Below are 26,450 nucleotides of genomic sequence, written 5' to 3' on the forward strand. Positions count from 1 at the left end.
TTACCCGTAACGTAAATGCGTCGAGATGAAAGAAAAGAGTAATAAAAACAGCCGGATAAGCCTGTCTGAGGTCGCCCGCGCCGCAGGTGTGTCGAAGATGACCGCCAGCCGTGTTTTGCGTGGCGAGGGCGGGTACTCGGAAAAAACCCGCGACAAGGTGATGGAGAAGGTCGACCAGTTGGGCTACCTGCCGAATCGCCTTGCCACGGTTTTTGCCGGCGACCAGAGCTCGACCTTTGTGGGCGTGTCGATCCCCGACCTCGGAAACGAGGTCTTTGCGCAGGTTCTCGAAGGCATCGACCGCAAGCTCGGCTCCTTTGGTCGCCAGACCGTTCTGGGCCTGACCCAGCACACCCAGCAGGAAGAAGAGAACTGGATTCGCACCGTTCTGTCTTGGCAGCCTGCGGGGTTGATCCTGACTGGTCGCTACCATTCGCCGCGCGCCACCGAAATGCTGCGAAACGCGGGTATTCCCATTGTCGAAATCTGGGATCTGAACAGCAGCCCGTTGGATATGTCAGTGGGCATCAACCACTTCGACAGCGGCTTTGACATGGGCCGGTACCTGATGGGGTGCGGCTATTTCAATATCGGATATGTCGGCACCTCGCATGACACCGCCAACGCCGCGACAACGCGACTGGACGGGTTCTGCAAAGCGGTCGAAGGCGGCGGTGGGCGGGTGGTCAAGCAGCTCTGCCTGCATGACACGGCGACGTATTATCCGGGTTTTTATGGAACCGAGCAATTGCTGGCCTCGGGCAGTGGGGTTGAATGCATTTTCTATCAGAATGACGCGATGGCCTTTGGTGGGCTGCAATATTGCAGTGCGAAAGGAATGCAGGTGCCACAGGATATCGGCATTGCGGGATGGGGCGACCTGCCGATCGCATCGGTGATTGCGCGGCGGTTGACTTCGATGCATGTACCGCATCTCAAACTCGGGCAGGCTGCGGCCGAGATGATGATCGGGCGGCTGAGCGATGAACCGGTCGAAACCTGTCGCGATATCGGCTTTCGCCTGATCCCGGGGACGACGGTGCGCAACAACGCCTAGCTGGTCTCGCCCCGCACAAGGCGCGAGCCGACATCGACCACGCGCGTTCCGTCCTGCGGATTGCCTGAAAACAGGTCCTCAAGCAGCACCGCCACCTGTTCCCCGATCTCTCTGGCGGTGACGCCGATCGTTGTGATCCTTGGATCTGAAACCGAGGCCACCTCGAAATTGCCAAACCCAGTGACGGCAATGTCACCGGGCACATCCAGCCCCTGCCGCCTGCATTCGCTCAACACCCCGAAGGCCACCGGGTCCGAAACGCAGACCAAGGCGTCGAAGTCCGCCACTCTCGACCCCAGCGCCGACACCACCTGCGCACCGTGGCGCATCGAAACCGGCGCGGGGCCCGCATCGAGGATCTCAACTTCGGGCAAACCCTGCTCGGCGGCTTTGGCGGTCACCCCGTCGCGGCGTTCGGCCCCGCGCAGGTCGGTCAAATCGGAGGCTCCGACATAGCCCAGCCTGCGCCGCCCGCTTTCGGCAAGATGGGTCACCAGCTTGGCCATAGCCTCCGCGTTGGAAAACCCGACCACATGGCCCAACGGGTCTTCGGGCAGGTCCCACATCTCGACAATCGGCAGATTGCGGGCGCTGAGAAGCGCGCGGGTTTCGTCGGTATGATGTCCTCCGGTCAGCACGATCGCCTCGGGGTTTCGGGTCAGCAGCTGGCGTACAAGCTCTTCTTCCTTCTCGACGCGGTAATTGGTGCTGCCCAGCAATAACTGCATACCGCTTGGACCAAGGCCATCAGACAGACCGCGAAAGGTTTCGGCGAAATTGGCGTTGTTGATCGACGGCAATGTGACCGCGACAAACCCGCTTTTCTGGGTTCGAAACGCCTGCGCGGTGGTGTCGTAGACATAGCCCAGTTCAGCCGCCACCTGCCGGATCTTGTGCCGGGTCTTTTCGTTGACCGTCTCATCGTCACGCAGGGCACGCGACACCGTCATCGGCGAGACCCCGACGGCGCGCGCCACATCACGCATCGTGACCCGCGCGGTCATCCCGCGAACTCGTGTTTGGCGCCTGCAAAGAACTCCATCACCGCTGCCTCGTCCTCGCCCCCAAGCCCGGCGGCGGTCAACATCCGGTGGATTTCCGTGCAGATGGCGGTCATCGGCATCGAGGTGTCGGTCTGGCGCGCCAGATCGTTTACCGCGTTCAAATCCTTGACCATGTTGTCAATCCGGCCGGTGCGCCGATAATCCTTGGTCGCGAAGCGTGGCAGATATTCTTGCAGCAACGCGCTGTCCGCGCGCCCACCTTTCAGTGCCTGCGGGATCTTTTCGGCGTCCACGCCTGCATCCAGCGCCAATTGGGTCGCTTCTGCGACGGCGAGAAACCCGATCCCGCAAAGAACCTGATTGATCAGTTTCGTCGTTTGCCCCGCCCCGGACGGCCCCATATGTGTATAGTTCGAGGCCACATGGTGCAGCGCCTTATGCGCACGCTCCACATCCGCAGCCGCGCCGCCCGCCATCAGCGTCAGTTCGCCGATCAGGGCCTTGGGCGCACCTCCAGAGAGCGGGCTGTCGACCCAGGCCAGACCCCGCTCTGCCGCCATCGCAGCGAATTTGCGCGTCGCACCCGGCTCGATCGAGGACATGTCGATGATCACGGTGCCCTTGGCAGCACCCTCAGCAATACCGTCCTTGCCGAATGCTGCCAGTTCCACAATGCGCGAGGCGTTCAGGCTGGTGATGACGAAATCCACACCCCGGCTCGCCTCGGCCGCCGACGCGGCAGCAACGCCACCCTTGGTAACCAGAGCGGCCACCTTCTCAGGGTCCAGATCGAAGACATTCAGCGTGTTGCCGGTCTCCAGCAACCGCGTGCCAATCGCGCCACCCATGGCGCCGGCCCCGATCAAGGCAATCTTTTCGCTCATGTCCCTGTCTCCTTTTCTTGTCCTGCAGACCGCATATCAGAGCGACGCGGTGATGCCGCCATCAACATAGAGCGTATGGCCGTTCACGAAGCTCGACGCGTCCGACGACAGGAACACACAGGCGCCCACCAGTTCCTCGACCTGTCCCCAGCGCCCTGCCGGCGTGCGTTTCTGTAGCCAAGTCGAAAATTCCGGATCGGCCACCAGCGCCGCGTTGAGCGGAGTGTCAAAATAGCCCGGCGCGATGGCGTTGCATTGCAACCCATGCTTGGCCCAGTCCGTGGCCATGCCCTTGGTCAGATTGCCCACAGCGCCCTTGGTCGCCGTATAAGGTGCGATGCCGGGACGGGCGAGCGCGGTCTGCACCGAGGCAATGTTGATGATCTTGCCAGCCCCGCGCTCGATCATGTGCCGGGCCACAGCCTGACCGACATGAAAGACACTGGCGATATTAGTTTGCAGCAACTTTTCGAACGCATCGGCCGGAAAGTTCTCAAGCTCTGTCCGGTGCTGCATCCCGGCATTGTTCACCAGGATGTCGATTGGTCCGGTATCGCCCTCGAACCCGTCCACCGCCGCACGCGCCCCATCGTGATCGGTCGCATCAAAGGCCAATTCGGTCACGCTTGCGCCGCCAGTACGCAGGTTTTCAGCCGCAGTGCTCAGCTTTGCCGTATCGCGCCCGTTCAGCACGATCTCGGCCCCAGCTGCCGCCAACCCATGCGCCAGAGCATAGCCAATGCCCTGCGACGAACCGGTGATCAGGGCGCGTCGGCCCGAGAGAGAAAAAAGATTGGTCATGTGGATTCCCCTGCTGCGCAGACACGCATTGACTCGAGCCATTTGGTACCGATAACATGTTACCGATAACAATACTTGTCAAGCAAGGATTCCCCCGTGTCGAAACCGATCATCCTCCAAGTTGGCCCTTATCCTGAATGGGACCAGACCCCTCTTGATAGCGCGTTTGACGTCAAACGGTATTTCGAGGCACCCGACCAACCCGGCTTTCTGGCCGAGCATGGCCCAAATATTCGCGCCATCGCAACACGGGGCGAACTGGGGGCGGGCCATGCCATGATTGAGGCCTGCCCAGCGCTTGAACTGATCTCGGTCTATGGTGTCGGCTTTGACGCCGTCGATCTGGACGCCTGCCGTGAACGGGGCATCCGCGTGACCAACACGCCGGACGTTCTGACGCAGGACGTGGCCGATCTGGGCGTGGCGATGATGCTGTGCCAGTCGCGCGGCATGGTCGGCGCGGAACGCTGGGTGCGTGACGGGTCCTGGGCCAGCAAAGGGCTTTACCCGCTCAAGAGGCGGGTTTTCGGGCGCAAGGCAGGCATCCTGGGCCTGGGCCGGATCGGGTTCGAAGTTGGCAAGCGATTGGCCGGGTTCGGTATGGACATCGCCTATACCGATATCACCGCCAAGGATTATGCCCCGGACTGGACCTTCATGTCCGATCCGCTGGAGCTTGCCCGGCATGCCGATTTCCTGTTCGTCACGCTCGCCGCCTCGGCGGAAACGAGGCATGTGGTGAATGGTGACCTGATCGCTTGCGTGGGGCCCGAGGGGATGATCATCAACATCTCGCGCGCATCGAATATCGACGAAGAGGCGCTGATTACCGCTTTGCAGAATGGCACGCTGGGCGCCGCCGCACTGGATGTGTTCGAGGGGGAACCGGCACTCGACCCCCGGTTTCTAGACCTCGACAATGTCCTGCTGCAGCCGCATCACGCCTCGGGCACCATTGAGACGCGGAAGGCGATGGGGCAGCTCGTCCGGGATAACCTGACCGCCCATTTCGCCGGGCAAGACCTACTGACACCTGTACTCTGAGGCCGATATGAAAACCATCGTTGCGCATGCCGCGAAAGACCTTCGCATCGAAACCCGCGAGATGCCCCAGCCCGGACCGGATCAGGTTCTGATCCGCATGGCGACCGGCGGCATCTGCGGCTCTGACCTGCATTACTACAATCACGGCGGGTTTGGTCCCATCCGGTTGAAAGAACCGATGATTCTGGGCCACGAGGTTGCGGGTCATGTCGCCGCGATAGGCAACACTGTCACTGGCCTGAGCGAGGGCCAGCTTGTAGCCATTTCGCCCTCACGGCCCTGCGGCACCTGCAAATTCTGTCTGGAAGGTAATCAAAACCATTGCCTCAACATGCGGTTCTACGGGTCGGCCATGCCCTTTCCCCACATTCAGGGCGCGTTCTGCGAATATATTGTCGCCGATGCCAGCCAATGCGCCGTGGCGGACGGGCTGAGCGCGGGCGAGGCGGCGATGGCAGAACCGTTGTCGGTGGTGCTGCACGCCGCCGGACAGGCAGGCGATCTGATGGGCAAGCGGGTTCTGGTCACCGGTTGCGGCCCCATCGGCCTGCTCGCCGTTCTTGTGGCCCGCAGTGCCGGTGCGGTCGAAATTGCGGCCACCGACATCATGCCCTTCACCCTCGACATGGCCCGGAGCACGGGCGCCGACCTTGCCATCAATGTTTCCGAAACACCGGGCGCGCTGGACGAGTTTGCCACCGACAAGGGGCATTTCGACGTGCTCTTTGAATGCAGCGGTGTGGCGGCGGCCCTGTCCTCTGCCGTGCCGGCCCTGCGCCCGGGCGCAACCATTGTCCAACTGGGTCTTGGCGGCGACATGACGCTGCCCATACAGGCGATGACCGCCAAGGAGATCACGCTCAAAGGCTCGTTCCGCTTTCATGCAGAGTTCTTCATGGCGGTCGAGATGATGCGGACTGGTCGCCTGTCGGTGGCACCGCTGATCACCCATACCGTCCCATTGGCCGAGGCCGTATCCGCCTTTGAACTGGCATCCGATCGGAACAAGGCGATCAAGGTGCAGCTTGGGTTCTGAAACCCGCCCCCCGGTCATGGAACCGGGGTGGGGGCGGGTCTGTCGTTACGCGCGCCGCAAGCTCAGAACTTGGGCGCGCGCTTTTCTAAGAACGCGGTATAGGCTTCGGCAAACTCGGTTGATTTGACGCCTGAAGCAAACTCGACCAGTTCTTCGTTGACGCGGTCCATAAGGGTTCCGGTTGACGAGGCGCGCAGCAGCGCCTTGGACTTGGCCATCGCCACCGGAGGCTGCTTGGTCAGCGCTTCGGCTGCCGCTTCGGCTGCCTGCGCCACTTCAGCGGCAGGCAGCACCGCGTTGATCAGGCCATCCGACAGCGCCTCTTTGGCGTCGAACATGCGACCCGTCAGGATCAGCTCGGCGGCTTTGGCCTGACCTACCAGACGGGGCAGCAGATAGGAGGAGCCGGCTTCGGGCACGAGGCCGAGATTGACGAAAGGCAGCCTGAACTTGGTTTCCTCGGCGGCATAGATCAGATCGCAATGCAGCAACATCGTGGTGCCGATCCCGATGGCAAGCCCCTCGACCTGCGCGACAATGGGCTTCGGAAACCCGATGATCGCCTCAAGAAACTGTGCCGCCGCAAAGTCACCGCCCTTGGCGGCCTCGGCAAAGGCATTCACATCGTTGCCGCTGGTAAAAATACCACCAGCACCCCGGATCAGAACAACCCGGATCGCGGTGTCCTCTGCGGCCTCTTGCAGGGCAGCAATCATGGTGCGGTACATGTCATTGGTGATCGCGTTCTTCGTCTGCGGAGCAGACATGGTCAGACGCAGAATCGCGCCTGACTTTTCGGTGATAACTTCGGCGTTTCCTGTGGTCATGCGAATAAGTCCTTGTTTCCTGCCCGATACAGCAATGCTGCCCGCCCGATCGGTGAAGCCAGTCGGAACAGGCGACCGGAACCGGCGGGCAGATGTTCATGTGAGAGTGTTATGCGAGGGTGCCCGACAAACGCGATGTGATGATCTCGTTTGCTTCGCGCATGGTGCGGTCGATCAGCTCCTGACAGGTCGGAATATCATTGATCAGACCAACAACCATGCCGCAGGACCATGCGCCCGCTTCCATCTCGCCATCTCTCATGATGCGGGGATAGACGCCGGCAACCTGTTCGATGATGTCCTCGAATTTCAGCTTGTCGCCAAGCTCTCTTTCTTTTTCCAGCAGCTGTTCAACAGCCTCGTTGGTCATCACACGTTCGGTATTGCGCAGCGGGCGCATCACCAGACGGGTGTCAAGCTCAGTTGCGGCAACGATGGCGTCCTTGACGTTCTGGTGCACCGGCGCCTCTTTTGTCGCGATGAAGCGCGTGCCCATGTTCATGCCGGAGGCGCCCATGGCCATGGAGGCAACCAGCGACCGACCGTCGGCCTGACCACCGGACGAGACGAAGGGAATCTCAAGCTCATCCGCGGCGCGTGGCAGAAGGATCATGTTGGGCACGTCATCCTCACCAGGGTGACCGCCACACTCGAACCCGTCGACCGAGACCGCGTCGCAGCCGATTTCCTGCGCCTTCAGCGAGTGGCGAACCGAAGTGCATTTGTGGATCACCTTGATGCCCGCATCCTTTAGATAGGGCATGACCTGCGACGGATTGCGCCCGGCGGTTTCGACCACGCGCACGCCGCCGTCGATGACCGCCTGCACGATGGCCGGGTAATCCGGCGCGTTTACAGTCGGCAGGAAGGTGATGTTGACCGCAAAAGGCTTGTCGGTCATGTCGTTGCAGCGCGCGATCTCGTTGGCCAGTGCCTCTGGCGACTTCAGGCTCAAGGCCGTAATCGTGCCAAGGCCACCGGCATTGGACACCGCCGCCGCCATCTCGGCAAATCCGACATAGTGCATTCCGCCCTGGATGATGGGGTGTTGAATACCAAACAGTTCGGTAATCGCGGTTTTCATTGTCACCATTCCTTCGGTTTTTTCGTTTCATTACTTGTTGGCCCGCACCCGCTGGCCGCAAGCAGCGACTGGCCAGGCAAACCAGCTTTCGGCCTGCATAAACTGTTCTCATGATTCCGGTCATTGTAACGTCGCGTCCAAATGCACCTGTCATACGGCATTTGTTCAGTCGCTCCGGCAGTCCAGCGCGTCAGGGCAGTCGATGGACCCATCAACAGAAAAATCGCGCTTTCCTGACGGGCCCTGACCGGATGCACAGCGCTAGAATTGCCGCGCCTGCCTAGTTCTTCAGATTGAAATTCACGTATTTCCGGAACATTCCGGCATAGGGCGGACGCAGAAACTTGAGCAGGTCTAACGAAGTCTGCCGGTAAATCGCCTTTTGGTGGCTGAACTCCAGAAAACCATCCTTGCCGTGATAATGGCCCATGCCCGAGGGGCCAACCCCTCCGAATGGCAGGTTTTCCTGCGCGATATGCATAATGGTGTCGTTCACGGTCACACCGCCCGAAATAGTGTTATCCATCACGAAAGCCTCTTCCTTGGCAGAATTGCCGAAGAAATACAGCGCCAGAGGGCGCGGATGTGCGTTCACATACTCCACCGCTTCTTCGGTGTTGCTTGTGTAGCGGACCGGCAGGAGCGGGCCAAAGATCTCTTCTTGCATGACCGTCATGTCATCGGACACGCCCATGATCAGCGTCGGAGGAAGCTTGTGGTGCGGCTGCTGCGAGAAATCTTCGTTTTGCGGGTTCAGCTCGACAATGTCGGCGCCCTTGCTGCGGGCATCCTCGACATGGTTGCGCATACGGTCGAAATGTCGCTGCCCGAGAATCGAGGTATAATCGTCATTGTCCTTCAGGCCAGACGGAAACATCTTGCCCACGGCAGCTTGCGCGGCTTCGACAAAACCACCCTTCTGTTTTTCATTCAGCAGCACATAGTCAGGGCAGATGCAGATCTGACCGGCATTGAAGGTCTTGCCGTGCATGATGCCTGTAGCCGCTTTGATGACATCGGCGGACTCACCGACGATGACCGGAGATTTGCCACCCAGTTCAAGCGTCACCGGCACCAGGTTTTTCGATGCCGCCCGCATGACAAGTTTGCCAACACCGGTCGAGCCGGTGAAGATCAGGTGATCGAATGGCAGGGACGCGAACGCGGCGGCCACATCGGCCTCGCCTGTAATCACGTACAACTCGTCTTCATCGAATGCCTGGGCAATCAATTTTGCCATCAGGTCCGAGGTCGCCGGTGTGAATTCGGACGGTTTGATCATGGCCCGGTTTCCGGCGGCAAGAACACCGGCCAGGGGCGCGAAGGTCAAGGTGATCGGAAAGTTCCAAGGTGACATGATTCCGACAACGTCCTTTGGCTGATACTGCACTTTTCCAGAGGCACCAAACAGGCCCAGAGGAAACTCAAGGTGCCGGCGGCTGGGACGCATCCATGATTTCATGTGCTTGCGCGAATGGCGCAGTCCCTTGATCGAAGACGCGACATCGGCAAAGTCGGTCAGACCCCGCGACCGGTGCCCGAAATCCGCGATCAGCGCATCCTGCAATTGGGTTTTGTTGTTCAGCAGCACATCAATGGCGCGGCTCAACCGGTCTGCGCGTATTTCGACAGACGGGAGCCCCTCTTTCCGCTGGGAAGTTTTCTGCTTTTCGAGCACAACGGCCAGTTCGATAGATACGTCACGCATTTTTCTGTTCATTGTGAGCGCCTTTCTCGGCCGTCTGTTTCTTGTAACACCGTGGCGAACTAAGCTGGGAACGTCCGGCACAAAAAAGTCTGGGACGATTCTGCGCATTTTCTGGCAATCCCGACTAAGTCCTTGGATGGCATGCCAATGCCAGAACCAACCTCATCTTGGCTTGACGAACTCGGTCGAATTTTTTCACAACTTCAGAAAAAACTGTCAACAGCGCAGCGTTCAATACATGCGGACCAATTGCGTGGCGCCCGAGGCCCGCATGCCGTTGTCGTCAAGACACGCTGCACGTCAGAGTCAGCCCTTTGACTTTGCCTTGGCTTCGGTTGCGTAAGCGGCGGCTTTCTCGGCCTCATTCTGGACCGCCAGGGCAAATTTGCTCAGCGAAGCAGCAAAAACCTCCGCGGCTTCTGCCTGTCCTTCGGCCGATTTGGCCGCCCATGTCTTCTGGGCCTCTGCGACCTGTTTCTTCATCGTATCAACCTGTTCGGTCCAACTGGCATCCGCTTTGGCCCATTCACTCTTTGCGGTTTCCGAGGCATCCGCCATAAAGGATTGAATCTGTTCGCTGGCCGCAGTCATGCGTGCATCAGCATCTGCGGCCCAGGACTTGAACTCTTCATCCGTCTTCTTGTTCCACCCCACCGCCTGCGATTGCCATTCGTTGAATTTGTCTTCCATCTGCTTGGAATAATTTGCCATCGCTTTAAGAGCTTCCGAAACATCCATGTTCTTGTGCCTTTCCTGAGTGGACCAACGCATCAGACTGACCGTTCTGGCCAGCACGCGATAGGGGGACCGACGCCGTTAAAAGCGGTCCCTGCCATATCCTAAAGGGTTTCGCTGCAAAAGGGATTGACCTATTCGGCACGTTGTTGACATTTTCGGACAGCAAAGTAGGAATTTTCAGTATGACCACCGATCCAGCTGCCTACTATGAAAGCGATCTGGTCCCGAACCACTGGCTGATCTCGGCCCTGCTTGACCGCGGCATTGATGATAAAGACCTCTGCAGCGAATTGGATTGCGGCCCGACAGAACTCAATGATCCCGAGTTTGCAATCCCGGTCGAGAGCTACCTGAGGCTGATCGATTGGGGCGCCGCGAAACTGGACGATCCGGAGTTGGGCTTGAGAATTGCACAGACAGCCAGAGGGCGACGATTTGGTGTTCTTGGCTACATTGTCGACAATGCCTCCTCGGTACGAGATCTGTGCGTTTTGCTCGATCACTATTACCAGATGTTTACCAGAAGTTTCGGCCTGAAATTCACTCAGGCGCACAGCATTTGCGTATTCGATTATTCGGCGAATCCGCTTCCGGGCAGCGATGGTCGACAAGACATAGACCTTACGCTTGCTGTTCTCGTGGCGCTGATAGGCCGCAAGATCGGTACCGAATGGTACCCCATAACAACCCGGTTCACCTTTCCGAGCCCCTCCGATCTCGCCACCTACCGCGACATTTTCGGACCGGATGTCAGGTTCGGTCAGAACAAGAACCAGCTGATTTTCGACCGCAAGATACTGCGCATGAAGATCAGCGACGCCAACCCGGACCTTTTGGCCATTGTGCGCCAACAGGCGGACACGCTGCTAGAGCGGTCCCGCATGGACGAGAGCATTGAACGGCGTATCCGGCTGCTGCTGTCTTCGCGCGTGGGACACACCCAACTGACCGCGACCGAAATCTCGAGCGATCTGAACATATCGGTGCGCAAGCTTCATCGGTGCCTCAGTTCCGAGGGCACGACGTTCCGGGAATTGCGCAAAGACGTGATCCAGTCCGCCGCCCGCAGTGCGCTGGAGCTCACCGACGCGTCCGTCTCGGACATCGCGACACGGTTGGTGTTTTCGGAAACAAGCGCGTTCGTCAGAGCGTTCAAACGCGAAGAAGGGATCAGCCCGCTGAAGCACCGCAGGATGGCTGCGCCTTAGCGACTCCCCGTTGCCCGGTTCGGGTCTATATTGAGAATGAAATGGAAATGGGCCGACCATCGCCGCAAAAGGCGAGGCCGACCCAAATAACGTCAGTTACCTGACACCAGTGTTCAGGCAGCGTTGCTCGAACGGTAGGTGTCGATAACTTCTTTCAGCGGTGCGTAAGCTTCTTTCGCGCGGGTGCGGCTCAGTTCGACCACTTCACGTGCGTTTGCGGCACCGTTTTCGATCGACGCGTGGGCGTGTGCGGCCTGCAGGTCGATGACGTCGTTCAGGCATTTTGCCTGCATGGTGTCTTTGCCCAGGGCAACATAGCCGTCAACGGCGTTTTTGGCATAGCCCAGCAGGGTTTTGTCAACTTCGATGACGCCTTCGACCACTTTGCGGCTGGAAGTGATGTAAGCACCGAACAGCGACGAAACAGTGTTCGACACGTTTGCGATCGAGCTGGTTGCTTTAGAAACGTTGGCCGCTGGATTGGTCTTGGGTGCGGTTGTCTTGGTAGCCATTGTATCTCTCCAGATTGTCGTGATGAGCCGAAGATAGGGAGCGTTATGCTGCAGTGCAATATTTTTGTGCCGCAACGCGGCGTCACAATGTTTCGGCTAGGCCCCGAAAGCGAAATGCGTCAATAAAAACAAGGCCCCACCAACAAAAGCCCCCAAGACCGCCCCGTTGATCCGAATGAACTGAAGGTCGCGCCCAACCTCTGATTCCATCCGCGCGACAAGCTGGTCGCTGTCCCAGCTTGCGATGCTTTCGGCGATATACTCGACGATCGCGGGCCGCATTTCTTTCAGAATCGCTTCGAACCCTTTTGCGAAGCGGGCATTCAACTGGTCCTGCATGTCGTCTGATTGCTGGACCGTCCGCGCAAAATCCTGCAGCGACCGCGCCATCAAGTCGGCAATCCGATCAGGCTGTTCGACCAAACCCTTGTCCATCTCGTGCAGAACCGCCGTGATGACCTGTTCCAGGGATTTGGTGAATTTCGGCGAGTCAGTGAATGTCTTGAAGCCTTGGTCGATATTCTCGGCGATCTTCCCGGTTTCCTGGAAGCGGTCGATCAGTATCGTGATGGATTTCTCGAAATCTTGCCGCAGCGCAGATCTCGGAGTCGAAAGCTCGTCGATGATCGACAGAACCCCGTCCACCAGAACTTCGGTGATCCGCTTGTCGACCGATGTGGTAATCCACCAGCGGCTACGGTCCTGCACAACCTCCATGACCGTGTCACGGTTTTCGTCCAAAACGTCTCGCACCTGCAGCAGAATGTCGTTCAGCAACTGGCTATGCACGCTTCCTTTCAAAAGCTCGGTGATCTGCCGCGACAAGGCGGGTGAATCGACGATCTTGGCCATCAACTCGCGCAGATATTTGGTCGGGGCGGGACCGATGCCGCCGCGCAGCTGGCTGTGCAGGATGGCATGCAGAAGCTGCGACAATGTCCGGCTCAGCGCCGCGGCATTGTCAGGTTTTTCCAGCCAGTTTGCAGCTTTGAGCGCCGGGTTCGCCTGCTGCATCTCACGCAGAAGCTGTTCGGGGGCCAGAAAATACTCATCGATGAAGCGGGCGATATTGCCTGCGGCACGCCTTTGATTGTTGGGCAACAGTGCGGTGTGTGGAATGGGTAGGCCAAGCGGATGCCGAAACAGCGCCTCGACCGCGAACCAGTCCGCCAAACCGCCGACCATACCGGCCTCGGCCATGGCGCGGACCAGCAAGAGCCATGTAGGCGGTTCCGGGATCGCGAAACTGGCCGCAAAGACCAGGGTCAGAAACCCCAGGATACCCGTGGCCGTACGCCTGACCTTGCGGATTGCCGCAGCTTTCTCGACGTCGATCGTGATGCCAGCCTCGATCATAGCAATGGGTCAGCTTTCTGCCATCGCCTCTTCGTGGATGAACGCTTCGACCCGGTCGGCCACGGCCTCGGCCTGCGTCAGCACGAACATGTGGCCGCAATCGACAAGTTCCATCGTCGCGTTCGGCAATCGCCCGGCCAGAATCTTACCGTTGACCGGCGGAACGATCGGGTCGCGTTTGCCCATCAGGACAAGGGCCGGAATCTTGATGCGCGGCAGCCACAGGTAGCTGGTCCAGCCCAGACCGGCCAGTAGCTGATAGAGATAGCCGCGCCTGTCCCCGGCCTTCATCGCGCGGGTATGGTTCTTCAGCATTTCCTGATTAAAGGCCACTTCGCCGCCATAAAGTTCGGTCGCAACATTCAGCATGTAGTCCGGGTCGGTATAGCGTTTGTGGGTCACCATCTTTCTGAGCGCATTGACGTTGCCCGGCACCATGAACAGACCCGCCGCAGTGGCCGCCAAGGTCAGGGTATGGCAGCGTTTCTGGAAGTCATGCGCAAATTGCTGCGCCAGCGCCCCGCCCCAAGACACGCCGAACACATCGACCATGCCAACACCCAGTTGGTCGAGGATTGCGTTCAGCATGCGCGTCAGGTTCGACAGCCGGTAGGGCGACCAGGGGGTTGGCGATGCACCAACCCCCGGGACGTCGAACGCGATCAGTCTGGTGCGTTTGAAATGGGCCGCGACGGGACCAATCGTCTCAAGACTGGCCCCTATACCGTTGCACAGCAACAAGGTTCGGGTCGCATCCTCTGGGCCCAGGACCGCAACATTCCAGTCCTGTCCTGCCACCGTCATGATCTGCGACTTTATTTCCATGCAACTGCTCTCTTCGTTTGACGTTGTTTAGACCAATTCGTGAACGTATGTCCCCGGCGAAGCCGCAAGCGGCGGATAGGCGTCCGAGCCGAGCGATTTCGGCGCGGCAACATTGGCACCTGAGCGTTCCTCGAGCCAGACCGCCCAATAATCCCACCAGGTGCCTTCATTCAAGGTGGCACCGGCCTGGTACTCTTCGGGGCTCGCATGCTTGCCCTTGTTGGTCATGAAGCGCGCGCGTGGGTTGCCAGGCGGGTTGATGATCGCCTGGATGTGCCCGGACTGACTGAGGATAAACTCGTTGTCTCCGCCAAAGGCCTGCATCGAGGAATAACAGCCCTCCCACGGAGTGATGTGGTCGGTAGTGCCGCCGACAACGAACTTGTCGCAGGTCACCGCGCTCAGATCGACCTTGCTGCCAAGAACTTCGATATCGCTGTCCTGCGTGGCGCCGCCCTTGGAGAGCATGTTCAGCAGATCCTGATGCAGGGCTGCCGGCAGGTTGGTCGTGTCGTTGTTCCAGAACAGAATATCAAAGACCGGCGGCTCGTTGCCCAGCAGATAGTTGTTGACCCAGTAGGCCCAGATCAGATCGTTCGGACGGAGCCAGGCAAATGCCTTTTGCAGATCCTTGCCGGACAACACACCTTGCGACCGCGAGAACATGCGGGCCAACTCAAGCGTTTCGAAGTTTGCAAACAGACCCATGGTGGTGTTTGCCGCACCTTCCGATTTCAGGACCGCAACCAGCAGCGTGAAGGAGTTGGCGCGCTTCACGCCATTCGCAGCCCAGTACGACATCAGCAATGCAGCGGTGATCCCACCGGAGCAGGCACCGACGAAATTCAGATCCTTGGATTTGCTGATCTTGCAGGCCACTTCCGAGGCGCGGTCCAGTGCTTCGATATAAGTGTCCATGCCCCAATGCGACTGCTCGGTACTCGGGTTGCGCCAGCTCACGATAAAGACCTGTTGTCCCGCTTCCAACAGATACTCGATCGCCGAGCGTTTTGGTGCCAGGTCCCAGACGTAGAATTTGTTGATCTGCGGCGGGATAATGAAGATCGGGCGTTTGAACACCTTTTTCGTTTTTGGCGTGTACTGGATCAGTTCCAGATGGTCTTCACGATAGACGACCTGGCCGTCGCTGGTACCGAGGTTTCCGCCAACCTCGAATTTCGACGTGTCCACCATCGAGGGCAGGCCGTTGTTATTGACCATGTCGTCGATCAGGTGTTTGGCACCGTCGACCAGGTTTTTGCCGCCTTTTTCCAGCGTCCTCTTCATTGCCGTTGGATTGCCCAGCAGCGCGTTGGTCGGGGCCAGGCTGTCGGTAACCATCGAAATCAAAAGTTTTGCGCGCAGCTTGTTGCGCTCTTCCATCTCAAGATCATCAACCCATTCAGTCAGGCCGCGCGACCAAGTCAGATAGGACTGCATCATCGCCTTGTAGATGGGATTGGACGACCAGATCGGGTCCACGAACCGCTTGTCGCCCCGCTCGGGAGCGATCTCGGCCGAGCCGGTCACGCTGGCGAAGGTTTCCTGCATCATGCCGAAATAGGTTTCGATCAATTGATCCGGACGGGACAGGGAGGCTTTGTAAAATTCACCCAGCGCATTGAACAGGTCCGAAGAGGTTTCCAGTGTTTTCTTGGGCATCTTGCCTCTCCTATCCGATTACCATGGCCAGCAATTCGGCGACCACGGCCGGAGTATCCGACCCGACAGCTTTCAGCGTCGCTTCCATCTTGATGAGCTGTTTGCCATCACCCTTGTCCTCGACACCGACCAGTTTGAGGCTTGACTGCACCGACGTTCCGGCAAGAACCGGAGCCAGGAACCGAACCTTGCCCAAACCATAATTTAGCACGGCTTTCGCATCCGGCGGTACCGCCCCCGAGCTTTCCGTAGCGGCAGCCAGAAGCGACAGGGTCAGAAATCCGTGTGCGATGGTTCCCCCGAAGGGCCCGAACTTGGTCGCTTTTTCGACGTCGACATGGATCCACTGATGATCGCCGGTGACATCGGCGAAGCTGTTGATCTTCTCCTGGGTGACCTCAATCGGGTCGGAAACACCAAAATCGTGACCAACCGCATCGGCAAGGGTCTTTGTTGTATAGATCGCAGGTGCAGTCATTTGGATAACTCCTGAAATTCTCAAATTAGGGTTGTGTCTGTGCCTGTGTGGGGTGGTCGGTGCCCGCCCAGCTTAGGCTCGACGCTTATGGGAACACTAATCCGAAACTGCTTGGCTTGTTAATTTGTGACGTCAGAGCATTTCGGCTTCTGCCGTTACGGAACAACCGTGTAATCGGCGCGATCGAGACAATCTGCCGCGGATACGCCTTTGGTCTGCCACGGAATTCATTGCATGATGATTTCGTGGCCAATTCGCCCGATTGGATTCTTGGGTACCAAACGAGCAATGACGGGACCATGCATGCAAGCCAATGTTACCGTCGATCTCACTCCGGCCGAAGTGCGTGAGTTTCTGGGTCTGCCAAATATTCAGAAGATTCAGGAAGAGTGGCTCAAGAAGGTCGAAGCCAGAATCCTTGGCGATGCCGAGAATTTTTCGCCCGAAAATACTCCGAACAGCTGGGTTGCCCGTGCTTCGGGAAATGCTGACCTTCTACCCGGTCGGATGACCGCCTTTACTTCCGGCGACAAATCCTGACCAAAGCCCAATACCGCTTTCGATCTTTGGAAACCGGAATAGAAAGCCGCACCCGCCGCGTTTAGAAAGTGGGCGCAACCATTTTTTTCCGGAACCTTATTCCAAAGCGTCAGCCACGCAGCTCGCGACGCAGAATCTTGCCGACATTGGATTTCGGCAATTCTTCGAGGAACGTGATCTTGCGCGGGATCTTGTAGGCCATGCTCTCGTGGCGGCAATACGCGACGATCTGCTCTTCGGTTACGTCCGATCGGGCTTCCTTGACCACAAAGACGCTGAACAGTTCGCCGGTTTTTTCGTCCGGCCCACCAATGCAGGCACATTCGGCGACACCGTCACAGACTGTGACAACGGCTTCGATTTCCCTGGGAAACGCCTTGACCGCCTCGTTGCGAGCGATGGCCTCGGCGCTTGTGGGTTTTCAGGGCTTGCCGTTCGTGCGCGGTGGAGGTGCCCAGATCATCTCTGGATCAAACCAGACCGACAAGGATCCTCGTCACTTCAGCGCGGTGTCATACTTCGATCAGTTCGTGGTCTTGCATTTAGCAGCGGTCCAACTGCTCATGCCGCCCAGCTGTGACGCTGGATTGAACAGTGAATCCCTCAGCCGACTTACGCAACAATGCCGACTGGCCACTGTCACGCTCAATCCCATCGGTAGTTGAAGCTGACGCTGATCCGCTCTTCTTCGGCCATGTTCATCGGCACCTCATGGCGCAGCCAGCTTTCCCATAGCAGGACATCGCCCACTTCCGGGTTCACATAGATGAACGGCTGCAACTCGCGCCGCGCCTCTTTGCGGCGCACCGGGGCGGCCATCATCCGAGCCGAGCGCGGGTCTTCCAGCTTCAGCGCGCTCGCCCTTTTGGGCATCAAAACATAGGTGGTACCGGAAATCACGCTGTGCGGGTGGATATGGCTGGCATGCATCCCGCCCTCGGGAAGGATGTTGATCCACAGGTCCTCCAGCGTCAACGCCCGGTCATCCAGATCGAACTCCAGATCCCCTGCGAAGGCCGCCACATGGGTATCCAGAACCTTGACCAGATCACCGAAGATCGGAAACCGCCAGGGCAGATCGGTCAGCGACGCATAAGAGGTATAGCCGGGATAACCGTTTTCCTCGCACCAGGCCTGTCCCGCTTCATCATCCTCGGCGATCACAAGGCACGAGGTTTCCAACTCGCCCGCGTCGATCTTGGGGTCGAATTCGGACAGGGCGGCACGGTAAAGGCGGGTGACGAAGAGCGACTCAATCTGTGACATGCACCCGTCTTATCGCAGCTTCGGCAGAGGCGCGAGGGGGCATGCAGCGCGCCGGGCTCGGGGCCGGGCGGACACAGGTGACCCGGTCGGGTCACCTGCAAGGGCAATTATTGTGTAATCGGCGAGCAGACCGTGGCGCCCGCTTCGGTGGCCGCAACCTGATAGCCACCCGGGCAGCTTGGGTTGCCAACCTTGTCGTATGTGGGTTGGACATAAACCGGTTCCGGCTCGGGCTGCGAGCACGCCGCTAGGGCAAAAACGAACGAGCCGAGCAAAGCAACTTTCAGGTTCATCTGTGAATCCTCTTGATTATCAATAGTGAAGGTCCCGATGACTCGGCACCGGGAGAGAACAAGTTCTCTCTCACAATGTTGCATCCGGACCGCCATGTGTCGATCTCAATTTGGAACAATTCCCGTAAACGGCGAAAAACAACCTCTTCCGGGTCAGGCACGCAGGCCGGGAATTGCGTGCCGCGGTGGTTCTGCCTATACCGGAGACACAGAACAATTGAGGTCCTCCGGGCCAAAGCCGCGTAGCCCGGGTCAGGCCGGCTCGGTGCAAACGCTGTGTTCCGGAAAGCAGTCAGACATGCGCAGTTTCATTATCCATATGTCGTCCAGCACGGCCCGCCAGCCCAATGCAGAGCGGCTGCGCGAACAATTGCCCCATGCGGAATGGATCGAGGCGGTGAATGGCCGCGATCCGGCCCAGATTGCACATGTGAAGCAACATAAGGGCACCCTACACCGACCCCGCTATCCGTTCTCGCTGCTGCCGACCGAGATTGGCGTCTTCGAAAGCCATCGGCGCATCTGGCGGAAAATGGTCGATGAAGGGATCGACGGGGTCATCACGGTCGAAGACGACCTACAAATCGACCCCGAACGATTCGCCACGGCGCTGGAGATGCTTGCCGAGGTCGCAACGCCCGATCACTATATCCGCCTGCCGGTGAAGCAGCGCGAAGTGCCCGCCCGAACGCTGGCCGAACGCAGTGGGCTGCGCCTGATCCTGCCCAAAGTGATCGCGCTGCAGTGCCAGTGCCAGTTTGTCGGCCGCAACGCCGCCAAACGGCTGCTGGACGCAACAAACGAGATAGACCGTCCGGTCGACACGTTCCTGCAGATGCACTGGATCACCGGTCAACCGGTACATGCCCTGATGGGAACCGGCAATCAGGAGGTCGCGGCGCAGATCGGCGGATCGACGATACAGAAATCGGTACCTGCAGGAGAAAAACTCGCCCGCGAGGTCAAGCGCGCGGTCTACCGCGCGAAACTGCACTTGCATCCGCAACGACCCGCTTCTTCATCTGGCTAAAAAACCTCTTCAGGGGAAGCGGGCTTCTCAAAAAGGTACCTTGGGCGGTTTTGCCTGCGAACGGCGGAGCCCCGGATGGCCCAGGCCAAGAGAGGGGGCGACAGCCCCCCTCCCCGGTCGCCTTATTGCGGCGCCTTGGTCTTGCGTAGATAAGGAAAGATCGTCTCGAACTCGCCAAACTTCTCCTTGGCCTCGTCGTTGCTGACTGCTGGTGGGATGATGACATCTTCGCCCGGCGTCCAGTTGGCCGGGGTCGCCACACCTTTGGCGGACATCTGCAGACCGTCCAGCGCGCGCAGGATTTCGGCAAAGTTCCGGCCCACGGTCATCGGATAAGTCATCGACAGTTTCAGCTGCTTGTCCGGCCCGATGATGAAGACTGACCGCACCGTGGCGCTGTCGGCGGGCGTGCGGCCATCGGGCAAATATGCCTCAGCGGGCAGCATGTCGAAGGCTTTCGACACAGCCAGACCGTCATCGGCAATGATCGGAAAGCCTGGATTTGCGCCGCCATAGCTTTCGATGTCCTGCTTCCATTTTTTGTGATCCTCGACCCCGTCAACGCTGACGCCCATCACCTTGGTGTTGCGACTGGCCCATTCATCGGTCAATTGGGCCACGGCGGAAAACTCGGTGGTACAGACCGGTGTGAAATCCTTGGGGTGCGAGAACAGGATCGCCCAGCTGTCACCGATCCAGTCATGGAACGTGACGGTGCCCTGGTCGGTCTCGGCTGTGAAATTCGGAACAGTATCGTTGATGCGCAACCCCATGGTCGGTCTCCTCTGGTTTTGTAACGACTCAATATGGCCGTGAGACTAGAACTTTGGCGGCTTCGTTGCATCCCCCGGCTTGTGGAATCGAAAACGCAATGCAAGAGTGACCAAAATCCGACCGATTGGTCGGATTTACTTCGAGGAGAGAACCATGATCGAAAAACGCGATTTCTATATCAACGGCGCCTGGGTGACCCCGGCCCAGGCCCGGGATCATCTTGTTGTCAATCCCTCGACCGAGGAACCCTGCGCGGTGATTTCGCTGGGCACCCAGGCAGATACGGATGCGGCGGTGGCCGCGGCCAGGGCGGCGCTTCCCGGCTGGATGGCCACACCCCCGGCCGAACGGATTGCGCTGGTAGAAAAACTGGTCGAAATCTACCAGAGCCGTGGCGAAGATCTGGCGCAGGCCATGTCGCTTGAGATGGGCGCGCCGATTGACATGGCCCGCACGCAACAGGTCGGCGCGGGTATCTGGCATCTGAGGAATTTCCCGCACGCGGCCAAGGCATTTCAATTTGACCATCCGCTGGGAGATCACGCGCCAAATGACCGGATCATCCGAGAAGCCGTGGGGGTAGCGGCCCTGATCACGCCCTGGAACTGGCCGATGAACCAGGTGACGCTCAAGGTTGGCGCCGCGGCGGTGGCGGGCTGCACCATGGTTTTGAAGCCTTCCGAGGAAAGCCCGCTCAACGCAATGATCTTTGCCGAGATGATGGACGAAGCCGGGTTCCCGCCCGGGGTGTTCAATCTGGTGAACGGCGACGGGCCCGGCATCGGGACGCAACTTTCGGGGCATCCGGATGTGGATATGGTGTCGTTCACCGGATCGGCGCGGGCGGGCGTGGCGATCTCGAAGAACGCGGCGGATACGCTCAAAAAGGTGCATCTGGAACTGGGCGGCAAGGGCGCGAACCTGGTCTTCGACGATGCCGATGAAAAGGCAGTGAAGCGTGGCGTGCTGCACATGATGAACAACACCGGCCAGAGCTGCAACGCGCCAAGCCGGATGCTGGTCCAGCGCGGCGTCTATGATCGGGCGGTGGAAACCGCGGTCGAAGTGGCGGCAAAGGTCACGATCGGCAGCGCGCAGGACGAAGGTCGCCACATCGGCCCCGTGGTCAATCAGGTGCAATGGAGCAAGATCCAGGATCTGATCCAGACAGGAATCGACGAAGGTGCCCGGCTGGTTGCGGGCGGCACAGGGCGGCCTGACGGATTCAACAAGGGGTTTTACGTCAAGCCTACGGTGTTCGCCGACGCCAACAACCAGATGACCATAGCCCGAGAAGAGATTTTTGGCCCGGTCCTGACCATGATCCCCTTCGACACCGAAGAAGAGGCGGTCGAGATCGCCAATGACACGCCCTACGGCCTGACCAATTATGTGCAGACCACCGATCCGGCACGGGCCAACCGGATGGCACGCCTGCTACGCGCGGGCATGGTCGAGATGAACGGCCAGTCGCGTGCGGCTGGCTCACCCTTTGGTGGCATGAAAATGTCAGGAAACGGCCGCGAGGGCGGCGTGTTCGGCATCGAGGACTTTCTGGAGGTGAAGGCGGTCAGCGGCTGGACCGCCGAATGACGGTGTAAAGACGAGGCAAAGCCAGCCAAGGCGATTTAAACACCTTGGCTGGTCTGTTCCTTCCACGCTCAGGCCGGGCGCACCACCAATTGCGGTTGGCCATCGGAAGTGCGCCGGGTTGAACGTCCGTCCCATCCGATCTCGCCGCTGACACGCTGTCGGTAGGACGAGAAACTGTCGAATCGCACCACGTCGACCGGTTCGTCGAAATGCAGCGTGATCCGGCGATGCCCGCCATCGCCAATCACAGTCAGACCCCGAATTTCGGCGACGAAGGGCAGGCCCAGATAGTGACCCTGCACCTTGTCCCCAACCCGCAATTTCAAACGATTACCCGCCACCGCACAGAGCGTGTTCCAATCGCGCGCGCCATGCTGATGGGCGACAAGTTCCAATGCCTCGCTGTGCGACAGCGGATGTCCAGATTTGCGCAACCTGTCTCGCAGACGCTTGGCCTGTGCCTTGAGCTCATCGAGCGGAGCGATATTGATATCAGTCATTTCTTGCCTCGTTTCCTGCAACGGGCGCATCTGAAAGGACGAGGCTCGCATTGTCGTCAGTGCGCCGGAAAGGGGCTACACGTGATGTCGTATCGGGTTTCACCAAAGCCGAAGGGCCGCGAGCGGCAGGATACCCGAACCTGTGGCCCTCGTAAGGCCCACAGGTCATGTTTGTCAAGAATGCGCCCGAAGATCAGGCCATGCGGACCCACTTAGAACTTGCCGTTCTCATGCGCCATCTCAGAAGGGATCTCGGACAACGTATCCCAGTGTTCTACGATCTTGCCATTCTCGATCCGAAACAGATCGAAGAACGCGGTGGGTGTCTCTCCCAGAACGCCTTCGGAGGCGATGAAGACGAAATTGCCCTCGGCCACGACGATCGGCGTGTTGGTATAGGCCATCACCTGCCCTGCCTCGGCCATCGCCGCCAGCGCAGCGGCCAGCCCATCAAGACCGTTCCCGACCAGCGGGTTGTGCTGAGTATATGTCTCGGTGGAGACATAGTCGGTGATCCGCTCCGAGGCGGCGCCGTTCAGGACATCGCGAACAAAGCCTTCGACCAGCGCCTTATTCTCGGTTGTTTTGTCCAGATCGGTTACTTCGGTCGCGCCATCGGTCATGGAATTGCCATTGGCGGTCTCTGAGGCGGGGACTGCCGGTTGCAGATTGTCCCAATGCTCGACGACCTTGCCGTCCTCGACTCGGAAGATATCGAACGCGACCAGCGTCTCGGCCCCGAACGCCTGCGCATTGTCATAAGTGGTGTGCAGCACCACCAGATCACCTTCGGCAATCACCCGGTGGATGGTCGCGGTCACGCCGCTTTCTTGCAGCGCCGGGATGAAGCCGATGATCGCCGCAGCACCAGTGGGAACGGCGGGATTGTGCTGGATATAGTCGGGTGCGAGCAGCTTTTTGGCAGCCTCGGGATCGAAATCGATGAATAGTGCAGACACGGCTTGCAGTACGAGTTCCTTGGGGGTCATTGCGGTCTCCTGCGAGAGTTGAATTGGATGCCGCATAGAGGTATTAATTTGGAACCTGGTGTCAATTACGCACTAAATCCATACCTGGTATCCTGAGAGGAACCGCAATGCCGCTGACCATCAATACTGAAAAGGACGAAAGCGGGCTTTGCCCGATCCGCGCGATCCTGACCACTGTGATGGGAAAATGGAGTTCGCTGATCCTGCTTTCGCTGCAAGGCGGGTCCCTACGGTTTTCCGAAATCAAGCGCGGCGTGGGCGATATTACCCAGCGCGTACTGACCGAGAACCTGCGCGCGCTGGAGCGCGACGGCTATCTGACCCGCACCGTCATCCCCGGCCCGCCGATCGAAGTGCATTATGAACTGACGGGATTGGGGGCGGAATTTGTCCAGCACTACATGCCGCTGGTCCGCTGGGCATCAGAGCGGCGCGAGACGGTTCTGGCCTCGCGCGAAAGCTGGGAACAGAAATAGCTCTTAGAAATCTGGATTGGCGCGAAATTTCATCGACACACCGCCTTCAGGGTTCTTCAGACGCAACTCTTCGGAATGCAGCATCAGCCGCTCATGGTCCCGCGCCGCGCCGGTGGCGTAGAACGGATCGCCCAGTATCGGGTGACCCAGCGCCAACATATGCACCCTGAGTTGATGCGAGCGCCCGGTTTTGGGCATCAGACGCAAGCGCGTGGTCTCGCCGTCATGACGCAGCACGCGCCAGTCGGTCACGGCGGTCTTGCCCGTCTCGTGACAGACCATCTGTTTCGGGCGGTTGGGCCAGTCGACGATCAGCGGCAGATCCACGGTGCCGGTTTTGGGCTGCACCAGCCCCCAGACCCGCGCCACATAGGTCTTGCGCGTCTGGCGCTTTTCGAACTGCAGGCCCAGATGGCGCTGCGCATGGGGCGTCTGGGCAAAGACCATGACCCCAGAGGTGTCCCGATCCAGCCGATGCACCAGAAGCGCCTGCGGAAAAGCCGCCTGCACCCGCGTCAGCAGGCAATCGGCCAGAAGCGCACCCTTTCCCGGCACCGACAGCAGGCCAGGTGGCTTGTTGACGACGATCAGTTGCGCGTCTTCATGCAACACATCAAGCGGGGTTTGCGGGGGGTCATAACTCTCGGACATGCGCGCCTGCCTATCGCAGCGCCAAGACTCCCGCAACGTCGCACTTGCCCATTGCGGCCGCATCCACGACTTTTGCGGCAAGGGAAGGAAAGATCATGCACCCAACCATCCCCAGATTGCAGGAGATCGTCGCCAAGGGCGACGAAACCCTGATTGCCGAAATACTGGCTGAAGATGTCCACTTCCAGCCCCCGACTTATTACAAGATCTGGACGGGCCGCGCGCCTGTGGCGGCAATACTGGGGCATGTCGGCCAGATATTTTCCGACTTTCGGTACCGCCGGATCATGGGCGAGGGCAAAGACTGGGCGATGGAGTTTCAATGCAAGGTCGGAGATTTGGACGCGATTGGCGTCGACCTGATCACGTTGAACGAAGACGGGTTTGTGCAGGAGTTTGAGGTGGTCATGCGCCCCTACAAGACCATCGGTGCCCTGCGCGAGGCGATGAATGCCCGGGTGAGCACAGACGCGCGGTTCCTGAAATTCCGCGAGGCGCTGTCCTGATCGCGTCAGACCAGATCCTGCGCCTGCCGCTGCTGCCCGTGCTTCTGGCGCAAGGTTTCATGGTGCGGCGCAAGGCGCAATTGCTGCCGGAGCCAGTGGGCGCGCGCACGGGTCGCGCCGGCTCTGGCCCTCTGCTGCGGGTGCTGATTGCAGGCGACAGCTCGGCTGCAGGGGTGGGTGTGGCGACACAGGATCAGGCGCTGTCGGGGGCGATTGTGGCAGGGCTTGCGCATGATTTCACCGTCGACTGGCGGTTGGAGGCCGCCACCGGCAACACCACACGCGACACGCTGAACCGCCTGCGCCAGGTCGAGGACCCGTTTGACGTGGCGGTCACGGCATTGGGGGTCAATGATGTGACGCGCGGGCGCAGTCGCGCCCAGTTCATGGCGCAGCAGCGCGCGCTTCTGGCGCAGCTGACTGGCCCGTTGCAGGCGCGCTGTATCGTGGTTTCGGGCGTGCCGCAAATGGAACGGTTCCCCGCTCTGCCACAACCGCTCGCCTGGGTGCTGGGCCAGCAGGCGGCCCGGCTGGATGCAGGGTTGCAGGAGGTCGCAGGGAAATTTCCGCAGGCGCATCACCTGTCGACTGATCTGCCGGATGATCCGGCGCTGGCAGCTCCCGACGGCTATCACCCCGGCGCGCTGCTTTACGACCTCTGGGCCAAGCAGATCCTGCAGGTGATCCGCGATCAGGTCCGTGCACGCATCTGACGGACCAGTGACACTGAATAAACTACCAGCGCTGACCAGATCAGCGGAAAGGCAATGATCCGAGCCGTGTCCATCTTTTCGCCAAACACAAAAACCGCCGTGAGAAAGATCATCGTCGGCGCAATGTATTGCAGGATGCCGATGGTCGAGAGCCGCACCAGCTTGGCCCCGTTCGCATAAACCAGAAGCGGTACCGCCGTTACCAGACCCGCCCCGAGCAGCAGAGAAGTGTCGGTGCTCAACACGCCAAAATGTCCTGTTCCCGCAGCCCCCAGCCATGTGGCATAGGCCAACGCCGGGACCAGCAGGATCAGTACCTCAAGCAGGAAACCCTGATTGGGACCGATGGGCAGGGACTTCTTGAAAAACGCATAAAAGCCCCAACTCACCGTCAGGCCCAGCGCCGCCCAGGGCAATTGACCCGCCTCGAAAACCAGCACCGCCACGCCCAATGCAGCCAACAACACGGCAGCCCATTGCGTGCGGGTCAGCGGCTCGCGCAGCAGCAACGCAGCCAGAGCGATGCTGAACAGCGGGTTGATGTAGTAGCCAAGTGCGGCGTCCAGCGCATTGCCACTGGCAATCGCCCAGACATAAATCACCCAGTTGACCGAAATCAGCGTCGCAGTCAGGCAGGCCATGCCCAACATCCGCGGATTGCCCAACGCCGCCTTCAGGTCGCGGGTGCGCCCCAGCGCCACCAGCAGCAGCCCCGCAACTGGCACTGACCAGATGATACGATGGGCGACGATCTCAACCGGGGGAATATGCGCCATGAGCTTCATGTAAAGCGGCAGGAACCCCCACAGCACATAGGCGGTAACCGCAAGGGTCAAACCCTTTGGCGTGTCGGCGTCGTCGATAGGAGATACTGTCGATAACATGGCGGGTCTCC

At 59.4% G+C, this 26,450-nt stretch carries 30 protein-coding genes and 1 pseudogene; 10 read left to right on the forward strand and 21 right to left on the reverse strand.

The window, feature by feature from the left end; translation table 11 throughout:
• Window positions 1-25: 25 nt before the first annotated feature.
• A complete protein-coding gene (locus AB1E33_RS10490) occupies window positions 26-1,057 on the forward strand; it encodes a LacI family DNA-binding transcriptional regulator (protein ID WP_372577205.1) in 1,032 nt (343 codons plus the stop codon).
• Here the strand turns inward: AB1E33_RS10490 and AB1E33_RS10495 are convergent.
• Genes AB1E33_RS10495 through AB1E33_RS10505 form a run of 3 tightly spaced genes read right to left on the reverse strand, consistent with a single transcriptional unit; the run spans window position 1,054 to window position 3,746 of the window.
• Entirely contained in the window at window positions 1,054-2,061 is a 1,008-nt protein-coding gene (locus AB1E33_RS10495; RefSeq protein ID WP_372577206.1) for a LacI family DNA-binding transcriptional regulator, read from the reverse strand. The genes AB1E33_RS10490 and AB1E33_RS10495 overlap by 4 nt on opposite strands.
• On the reverse strand, window positions 2,058-2,945 hold the full coding sequence (locus tag AB1E33_RS10500; protein ID WP_372577207.1) for an NAD(P)-dependent oxidoreductase: 888 nt from the start codon (window positions 2,943-2,945) through the stop codon (window positions 2,058-2,060). Before AB1E33_RS10500 ends, AB1E33_RS10495 begins: the two co-directional genes overlap by 4 nt.
• Before the next feature lie 36 nt (window positions 2,946-2,981).
• Window positions 2,982-3,746, reverse strand: a complete 765-nt coding sequence (locus AB1E33_RS10505; RefSeq protein WP_372577208.1) for an SDR family oxidoreductase — start codon at window positions 3,744-3,746, stop codon at window positions 2,982-2,984.
• A 96-nt stretch (window positions 3,747-3,842) separates the two neighbouring features.
• Between AB1E33_RS10505 and AB1E33_RS10510 the strand changes: the two genes are divergently transcribed.
• Window positions 3,843-4,790 (forward strand): 2-hydroxyacid dehydrogenase, encoded by a 948-nt coding sequence (locus tag AB1E33_RS10510; protein WP_372577209.1) that lies wholly within the window; start codon window positions 3,843-3,845, stop codon window positions 4,788-4,790.
• A 7-nt stretch (window positions 4,791-4,797) separates the two neighbouring features.
• Window positions 4,798-5,826 carry an L-idonate 5-dehydrogenase gene (locus tag AB1E33_RS10515; protein ID WP_372577210.1) on the forward strand — a complete coding sequence of 343 codons (1,029 nt, stop codon included), beginning with the start codon at window positions 4,798-4,800 and terminating at the stop codon, window positions 5,824-5,826.
• 62 nt (window positions 5,827-5,888) lie between these two features.
• On the opposite strand, the gene AB1E33_RS10520 is transcribed toward AB1E33_RS10515, so the two are convergent.
• The 4 genes from AB1E33_RS10520 to AB1E33_RS10535 all read right to left on the reverse strand — a co-directional run bounded on the left by AB1E33_RS10520 (window position 5,889) and on the right by AB1E33_RS10535 (window position 10,216).
• A complete protein-coding gene (locus AB1E33_RS10520; RefSeq protein WP_372577211.1) occupies window positions 5,889-6,653 on the reverse strand; it encodes an enoyl-CoA hydratase in 765 nt (254 codons plus the stop codon).
• A gap of 109 nt (window positions 6,654-6,762) precedes the next feature.
• On the reverse strand, window positions 6,763-7,737 hold the full coding sequence (locus AB1E33_RS10525; RefSeq protein ID WP_372577212.1) for an NAD(P)H-dependent flavin oxidoreductase: 975 nt from the start codon (window positions 7,735-7,737) through the stop codon (window positions 6,763-6,765).
• 280 nt (window positions 7,738-8,017) lie between these two features.
• Complete coding sequence (locus AB1E33_RS10530; RefSeq protein WP_372577213.1) at window positions 8,018-9,445, reverse strand: coniferyl aldehyde dehydrogenase; 1,428 nt, start codon at window positions 9,443-9,445, stop codon at window positions 8,018-8,020.
• A 306-nt stretch (window positions 9,446-9,751) separates the two neighbouring features.
• The gene (locus tag AB1E33_RS10535; RefSeq protein WP_372577214.1) at window positions 9,752-10,216 is read right to left on the reverse strand and encodes a hypothetical protein; all 465 of its coding nucleotides are present in this window, start codon (window positions 10,214-10,216) and stop codon (window positions 9,752-9,754) included.
• Between the two features lie 149 nt (window positions 10,217-10,365).
• Here AB1E33_RS10535 and AB1E33_RS10540 point away from each other — a divergent pair, with 149 nt between their 5' ends.
• On the forward strand, window positions 10,366-11,391 hold the full coding sequence (locus AB1E33_RS10540; RefSeq protein WP_372577215.1) for an AraC family transcriptional regulator: 1,026 nt from the start codon (window positions 10,366-10,368) through the stop codon (window positions 11,389-11,391).
• A 113-nt stretch (window positions 11,392-11,504) separates the two neighbouring features.
• Here the strand turns inward: AB1E33_RS10540 and AB1E33_RS10545 are convergent, their stop codons facing one another.
• The 5 genes from AB1E33_RS10545 to AB1E33_RS10565 all read right to left on the reverse strand — a co-directional run bounded on the left by AB1E33_RS10545 (window position 11,505) and on the right by AB1E33_RS10565 (window position 16,224).
• On the reverse strand, window positions 11,505-11,903 hold the full coding sequence (locus tag AB1E33_RS10545) for a phasin family protein (protein WP_372577216.1): 399 nt from the start codon (window positions 11,901-11,903) through the stop codon (window positions 11,505-11,507).
• Between the two features lie 96 nt (window positions 11,904-11,999).
• On the reverse strand, window positions 12,000-13,259 hold the full coding sequence (locus AB1E33_RS10550; RefSeq protein ID WP_372577217.1) for a DUF445 domain-containing protein: 1,260 nt from the start codon (window positions 13,257-13,259) through the stop codon (window positions 12,000-12,002).
• Window positions 13,260-13,268: 9 nt separating this feature from the next.
• Window positions 13,269-14,084, reverse strand: coding sequence for a poly(3-hydroxyalkanoate) depolymerase (gene phaZ, locus AB1E33_RS10555; RefSeq protein ID WP_372577218.1), 816 nt, complete (start codon window positions 14,082-14,084; stop codon window positions 13,269-13,271).
• A 27-nt stretch (window positions 14,085-14,111) separates the two neighbouring features.
• Window positions 14,112-15,746 carry an alpha/beta fold hydrolase gene (locus tag AB1E33_RS10560; RefSeq protein ID WP_372577219.1) on the reverse strand — a complete coding sequence of 545 codons (1,635 nt, stop codon included), beginning with the start codon at window positions 15,744-15,746 and terminating at the stop codon, window positions 14,112-14,114.
• A gap of 10 nt (window positions 15,747-15,756) precedes the next feature.
• A complete protein-coding gene (locus tag AB1E33_RS10565; protein ID WP_372577220.1) occupies window positions 15,757-16,224 on the reverse strand; it encodes a MaoC family dehydratase in 468 nt (155 codons plus the stop codon).
• 234 nt (window positions 16,225-16,458) lie between these two features.
• Here AB1E33_RS10565 and AB1E33_RS10570 point away from each other — a divergent pair, with 234 nt between their 5' ends.
• The gene (locus AB1E33_RS10570; RefSeq protein WP_372577221.1) at window positions 16,459-16,764 is read left to right on the forward strand and encodes a DUF6489 family protein; all 306 of its coding nucleotides are present in this window, start codon (window positions 16,459-16,461) and stop codon (window positions 16,762-16,764) included.
• Between the two features lie 109 nt (window positions 16,765-16,873).
• Here AB1E33_RS10570 and AB1E33_RS10575 read toward each other — a convergent pair whose 3' ends face one another.
• The 4 genes and pseudogenes from AB1E33_RS10575 to AB1E33_RS10590 all read right to left on the reverse strand — a co-directional run bounded on the left by AB1E33_RS10575 (window position 16,874) and on the right by AB1E33_RS10590 (window position 18,323).
• Window positions 16,874-17,164 (reverse strand): AMP-binding enzyme, encoded by a 291-nt coding sequence (locus AB1E33_RS10575; protein WP_372577276.1) that lies wholly within the window; start codon window positions 17,162-17,164, stop codon window positions 16,874-16,876.
• Window positions 17,165-17,191: 27 nt separating this feature from the next.
• Window positions 17,192-17,329: pseudogene (locus AB1E33_RS10580) on the reverse strand (IS5/IS1182 family transposase); the annotation flags it as partial.
• A gap of 80 nt (window positions 17,330-17,409) precedes the next feature.
• A complete protein-coding gene (locus AB1E33_RS10585; protein ID WP_372577222.1) occupies window positions 17,410-18,030 on the reverse strand; it encodes a 2OG-Fe(II) oxygenase family protein in 621 nt (206 codons plus the stop codon).
• A 107-nt stretch (window positions 18,031-18,137) separates the two neighbouring features.
• Complete coding sequence (locus AB1E33_RS10590; protein WP_372577223.1) at window positions 18,138-18,323, reverse strand: hypothetical protein; 186 nt, start codon at window positions 18,321-18,323, stop codon at window positions 18,138-18,140.
• A 298-nt stretch (window positions 18,324-18,621) separates the two neighbouring features.
• On the opposite strand from AB1E33_RS10590, the gene AB1E33_RS10595 reads away from it, so the two are divergent.
• Complete coding sequence (locus AB1E33_RS10595; RefSeq protein ID WP_372577224.1) at window positions 18,622-19,353, forward strand: glycosyltransferase family 25 protein; 732 nt, start codon at window positions 18,622-18,624, stop codon at window positions 19,351-19,353.
• 122 nt (window positions 19,354-19,475) lie between these two features.
• On the opposite strand, the gene AB1E33_RS10600 is transcribed toward AB1E33_RS10595, so the two are convergent.
• On the reverse strand, window positions 19,476-20,126 hold the full coding sequence (locus tag AB1E33_RS10600; protein WP_372577225.1) for a peroxiredoxin: 651 nt from the start codon (window positions 20,124-20,126) through the stop codon (window positions 19,476-19,478).
• Window positions 20,127-20,280: 154 nt separating this feature from the next.
• Between AB1E33_RS10600 and AB1E33_RS10605 the strand changes: the two genes are divergently transcribed.
• A complete protein-coding gene (locus AB1E33_RS10605; protein ID WP_372577226.1) occupies window positions 20,281-21,720 on the forward strand; it encodes an aldehyde dehydrogenase family protein in 1,440 nt (479 codons plus the stop codon).
• A gap of 68 nt (window positions 21,721-21,788) precedes the next feature.
• On the opposite strand, the gene AB1E33_RS10610 is transcribed toward AB1E33_RS10605, so the two are convergent.
• Window positions 21,789-22,220, reverse strand: a complete 432-nt coding sequence (locus AB1E33_RS10610; protein ID WP_372577227.1) for a glyoxalase superfamily protein — start codon at window positions 22,218-22,220, stop codon at window positions 21,789-21,791.
• 212 nt (window positions 22,221-22,432) lie between these two features.
• Entirely contained in the window at window positions 22,433-23,209 is a 777-nt protein-coding gene (locus AB1E33_RS10615) for a nuclear transport factor 2 family protein (protein ID WP_372577228.1), read from the reverse strand.
• 107 nt (window positions 23,210-23,316) lie between these two features.
• Here AB1E33_RS10615 and AB1E33_RS10620 point away from each other — a divergent pair, with 107 nt between their 5' ends.
• Window positions 23,317-23,685: a winged helix-turn-helix transcriptional regulator gene (locus tag AB1E33_RS10620; protein WP_372577229.1), complete on the forward strand. Its 369-nt coding sequence runs from the start codon at window positions 23,317-23,319 to the stop codon at window positions 23,683-23,685.
• 3 nt (window positions 23,686-23,688) lie between these two features.
• Here the strand turns inward: AB1E33_RS10620 and AB1E33_RS10625 are convergent, their stop codons facing one another.
• Window positions 23,689-24,336 carry an RluA family pseudouridine synthase gene (locus tag AB1E33_RS10625; protein ID WP_372577230.1) on the reverse strand — a complete coding sequence of 216 codons (648 nt, stop codon included), beginning with the start codon at window positions 24,334-24,336 and terminating at the stop codon, window positions 23,689-23,691.
• A gap of 95 nt (window positions 24,337-24,431) precedes the next feature.
• On the opposite strand from AB1E33_RS10625, the gene AB1E33_RS10630 reads away from it, so the two are divergent.
• Together AB1E33_RS10630 and AB1E33_RS10635 are read left to right on the forward strand one after the other, a co-directional pair.
• Complete coding sequence (locus AB1E33_RS10630) at window positions 24,432-24,842, forward strand: nuclear transport factor 2-like protein (RefSeq protein WP_372577231.1); 411 nt, start codon at window positions 24,432-24,434, stop codon at window positions 24,840-24,842.
• A 38-nt stretch (window positions 24,843-24,880) separates the two neighbouring features.
• Entirely contained in the window at window positions 24,881-25,555 is a 675-nt protein-coding gene (locus AB1E33_RS10635; RefSeq protein WP_372577232.1) for an SGNH/GDSL hydrolase family protein, read from the forward strand.
• On the opposite strand, the gene rarD is transcribed toward AB1E33_RS10635, so the two are convergent.
• Window positions 25,534-26,439 carry an EamA family transporter RarD gene (gene rarD, locus AB1E33_RS10640; RefSeq protein ID WP_372577233.1) on the reverse strand — a complete coding sequence of 302 codons (906 nt, stop codon included), beginning with the start codon at window positions 26,437-26,439 and terminating at the stop codon, window positions 25,534-25,536. The genes AB1E33_RS10635 and rarD overlap by 22 nt on opposite strands.
• Window positions 26,440-26,450 lie beyond the last annotated feature (11 nt).

This window comes from Ruegeria hyattellae (assembly GCF_041537925.1).
Taxonomy (GTDB): Bacteria; Pseudomonadota; Alphaproteobacteria; order Rhodobacterales; family Rhodobacteraceae; genus Ruegeria_C.